4 protein-coding genes are annotated in these 3878 nt (G+C 65.5%); 2 read left to right on the forward strand and 2 right to left on the reverse strand.

All coding sequences use genetic code 11. The annotated features are described in order from the left end of the window. Window positions 1–135 precede the first annotated feature (135 nt). Entirely contained in the window at window positions 136–1200 is a 1065-nt protein-coding gene (locus tag G3N93_RS35635; protein WP_206135086.1) for a glycosyltransferase family 4 protein, read from the forward strand. 105 nt (window positions 1201–1305) lie between these two features. On the opposite strand, the gene G3N93_RS35640 is transcribed toward G3N93_RS35635, so the two are convergent. Further along, a complete protein-coding gene (locus tag G3N93_RS35640) occupies window positions 1306–1602 on the reverse strand; it encodes an H-NS histone family protein (protein ID WP_011350588.1) in 297 nt (98 codons plus the stop codon). Window positions 1603–1902: 300 nt separating this feature from the next. Here G3N93_RS35640 and aqpZ point away from each other — a divergent pair, with 300 nt between their 5' ends. Next, complete coding sequence (gene aqpZ, locus G3N93_RS35645) at window positions 1903–2643, forward strand: aquaporin Z (protein ID WP_206135087.1); 741 nt, start codon at window positions 1903–1905, stop codon at window positions 2641–2643. Window positions 2644–2761: 118 nt separating this feature from the next. Here aqpZ and G3N93_RS35650 read toward each other — a convergent pair whose 3' ends face one another. After that, window positions 2762–3586 carry a Cof-type HAD-IIB family hydrolase gene (locus tag G3N93_RS35650; protein WP_174940079.1) on the reverse strand — a complete coding sequence of 275 codons (825 nt, stop codon included), beginning with the start codon at window positions 3584–3586 and terminating at the stop codon, window positions 2762–2764. Window positions 3587–3878 lie beyond the last annotated feature (292 nt).

Genomic DNA, 3878 nt, shown 5'->3' on the forward strand with positions numbered 1-3878 from the left:
TGCCGTCCGGCGCCCCGCGCACCCCGCCCAGGGCCCGGCCACGTACCGCCAACCGCGTACGTCGGCGAGTTCCGCAACCTTGCACGGGATCCGCATCAGCGCCACCGCGCCCCCGGATCGAAACAGGAGAAATCCATGCGAATTGCCCAGATCGCGCCGCTTTACGAAGCCGTTCCGCCGAAACTCTACGGCGGCACCGAGCGTGTCGTGTCCTACCTCACCGAGGCGCTCGTCGAACTCGGCCACGACGTGACCCTGTTCGCCAGCGGCGACTCCGTCACGTCGGCCCGTCTCGAGGCGGCCTGGCCGCGCGCACTGCGGCTCGACCCGTCGATCCGCGATTCGATGGCGCCCCATATGCGGCTCCTCGAAAAGGTCGCCCGGGTCGCGCATGAATTCGACGTGCTGCACTTCCACCTCGACTACCTGCCGTTCCCGCTGATGTCGCGCCTCGACACGCCGTACGTGACGACGCTGCACGGCCGCCTCGACCTGCCGGAGCTGCAGCCGGTGTTCGACGCGTTCCCGGACGCGCCGGTCGTGTCGATCTCGAACAACCAGCGCAAGCCGCTGCCGCAGGCCGCGTGGGCCGGCACCGTGTATCACGGGCTGCCCGACACGCTGCTCACGCCGCAGCCGGGCGTGAAGCCCGAATACCTCGCGTTCCTCGGCCGGATCTGCCCGGAAAAGCGCGTCGACACCGCGATCCGGATCGCCGCGCAAAGCGGGCTGCCGCTGAAGATCGCCGCGAAGGTCGACAAGGCCGACGCCGACTACTTCAAGGAAGTGATCGAGCCGCTGCTCGGCGAGGCGCACGTCGAATTCATCGGCGAGATCAACGAGGCGCAGAAGCCCGCGTTCCTGTCCGGCGCGAAGGCGCTGCTGTTCCCGATCGACTGGCCGGAGCCGTTCGGCCTCGTGATGATCGAGGCGATGGCTTGCGGCACGCCGGTCGTCGCGTTCAACCGTGGCTCGGTGCCGGAAGTGATCGAGGACGGCGTGACCGGCTTCATCGTCGAGGACGTGCAGGGTGCGGTCGGCGCACTGCACCGGATCGACAGCCTGTCGCGCACGGCCATCCGCGAACGCTTCGACACGCGTTTCAGCTCGAAGGCGATGGCGCAGCGTTATGTCGAAACTTACGAATCGCTTTGCGCGGGCACCCGTCAACCGGCATTGCGCCGGGTCGCCGGCGCCTGACACGGAATTCCGCGAGGAAATATTCCGTAATCAAATCCGCGCCGAAATCGGCGCGCAAAACAAAAGAGCCGCATCTCGATGCGGCTCTTTTGTTTGGGTTTTCGGTCATTCGATGACGAAACGATCGCGGTTTTTACCGACGATCCAATTCGGCGGCTTGCCTCGCCCGCTCCAGGTCGCGCCCGACTTCGGATCGCGGTATTTCGGGGGTAGCGGCGCCTTCTTCGGCGGACGCCCGCGCTTCGCTCGCTCCGCGAAGCCCAGATCCTGGGCAGTCAGCCCATATTCGGCAATCTTTTGCTGGACTTCCGCAATCACCGCCGCCACTTCCTGGCGGCGCACATCGTCCGCCTGGGCCTGCAGATCGGCGATCTGCGCCTTGAGTTTCGCGTATTGAGACATTTTTCGACTCCCCTTTTCGATGATGCGGCCCCGGCGAATCCGGCCGGGACACCAACATCCGTTACGCCATCCGCACTGCCGCCCTGCCCTTCAAAAATAATGCTGTCATCTTTAACCGATTCGGCTATATCGAGAATGCGGACTTATTCTAATAAAAGGCATTCGTCAGCTATTCAAATTTAACAATCGTTGACCCTCCTCGACCCGATTCATTTCCTATAATCCAGACCAATTCCGGGTGACGGTTTAAATCCGTCTCGTCGTCCGGTTGTCTTCAATCCACTTGACCAAGGTCCTTACATGAATCTTTCTCAGCGTCTCGCTGCAGAGGTATTCGGCACGTTCTGGCTGGTGCTCGGCGGGTGCGGAAGCGCCGTGCTGGCCGCCGCCTTTCCGGGCCTCGGCATCGGCTTTGCCGGCGTCGCACTTGCCTTCGGCCTGACTGTGCTGACGATGGCATTCGCAATTGGCCACATTTCGGGCTGCCACCTGAATCCGGCGGTGAGCGTCGGCCTGACGGTCGCCGGCCGCTTTCCCGCACGCGATCTCGTGCCGTACATCGTCGCGCAGGTGGTCGGCGCGACGCTCGGCGCATTCGTGCTGTACCTGATCGCGACCGGCAAGCCGGGCTTCGACGTCGTCGGCAGCGGCTTTGCGACGAACGGCTTCGGCGAGCGCTCGCCCGGCCACTACGCACTCAGTGCGGCGTTCATTTGCGAAGTCGTGATGACGGGCTTCTTCCTGTTCGTGATCCTGGGCGCCACCGACAAGCGCGCGCCGGCCGGCTTTGCGCCGATCGCGATCGGCCTGTGCCTGACGCTGATCCACCTGATCTCGATTCCGGTCACCAACACGTCGGTGAACCCGGCCCGCTCGACCGGCCCCGCGCTGTTCGTGGGCGGCGACGCGATCGGCCAGCTCTGGCTGTTCTGGGTGGCACCGATCATCGGCGCGGTACTCGCCGGGATCATCTATCCGCTGGTCGCGGGGCGTGACGACGCCGTCGACCTGTTGCCGGCATCGGCTCGCACAAGCGAATAAAACACTACGGGGTCAAGCGAGCAGAGCAGCGAGCCTCACGCTGTCAAAGAAGATCGAGGCAGGTAATTTCGACGGGCGCCACTGGCGCCCGTTTTTCATTTCCGCTCCGGCAGGACGCTCAGGATGCGGCGACGTTGTCTTCAAGCGAGAACAGCGTGCGCAGGTGGCGGGCGACGCCGGCGTCGAAGTTGTTGCCGATCCGCGGGATGTGCGGGAGCCGCGCAACCAGGTCGGGGTTCGCGTTGTTCATCATGAACGCGTGGCCGGCGGTTTCGAGCAGGTCGATATCGTTCATGTTGTCGCCGAACGCGATGCAGTGGCCGGTGTCGACGCCGAGCCGCGCGAGCACCGAGCGCAGCGCGCGGCCCTTCGACACGTTCGCGGTCATCACTTCGAGGCAGTCGGGCAGCGAGTACGTGACGTACAGCGCATCGCCGAAGCGCACGCGCATCTGCTCGGCGACGACCGCCAGATCGGCCGGATCGCCGATGTACAGCACCTTCGCGATATCCGCGCCGTCATGCGCGGGCATGTCGATCACGTCGTAGTGGAAGCCCGAATCCTGGTGGAATTCGAGCAGGTGCGGCGCATCGCGGTCGATCAGCCAGCCCTGGTCGGTGAACAGGTTGACGATCACGCGGCCGTGCGCGCCGACGATGTCCGGCTGCACGAGGCCGCGGACGATCGCCGGATCGATGTCCTGCGCGTGGATCGTCGTGTCGTCCGGCGCGTGCACGCGCGCGCCGTTCGACGTGATCAGGTACGGCCGGATGCCGAGCACGTCGCGAATGCCGGCGACGTCCGCGTAATGGCGCCCGGTGGCGATCACGAACTGCAGGCCGTCGCGGTCGAGCCGACGGACGGTGTCGATCGTGTACGGATCGAGCTGGTGGTCGCTGTTCAGCAGGGTACCGTCGAGATCGGTGGCGATGACTTTGTACATGGGACGGGAGAATGGCGCTCAGGGCTCTGCGGAACGGCCATTCTAACGTCGTGCCCGGTTGCCCGCCGGACGGTTCCCGGTCGATCGCCGCCACCGGCCCGGGTGCGGTGCGCGTTCAACCACCACCGAAACGCCGTCAGCGCCCTTCCGCGGCCCGCAGCGCCTGCAGCGCGAGTTGCAGCGCGCCGTGCGCAGAATCGTCGAGCGGCGCGCGCAGCCGCCCGGCGTGCGATCGGAGGAGCGGCGTGCAGGGGAAGAGGGGGCGACACAGCGGAGATCTCGGCGGGCGCCG

The sequence above is a fragment of the Burkholderia sp. Se-20378 genome, assembly GCF_017104665.1.
GTDB lineage: Bacteria > Pseudomonadota > Gammaproteobacteria > Burkholderiales > Burkholderiaceae > Burkholderia > Burkholderia lata.

Coding starts and splice junctions, on each gene's coding strand:
- G3N93_RS35650 (WP_174940079.1), bottom strand. CDS start 3,586: ATGTACAAAGTCATCGCCACCGATCTCGACGGTACCCTGCTGAACAGC.
- G3N93_RS35640 (WP_011350588.1), bottom strand. CDS start 1,602: ATGTCTCAATACGCGAAACTCAAGGCGCAGATCGCCGATCTGCAGGCC.
- G3N93_RS35635 (WP_206135086.1), top strand. CDS start 136: ATGCGAATTGCCCAGATCGCGCCGCTTTACGAAGCCGTTCCGCCGAAA.
- aqpZ (WP_206135087.1), top strand. CDS start 1,903: ATGAATCTTTCTCAGCGTCTCGCTGCAGAGGTATTCGGCACGTTCTGG.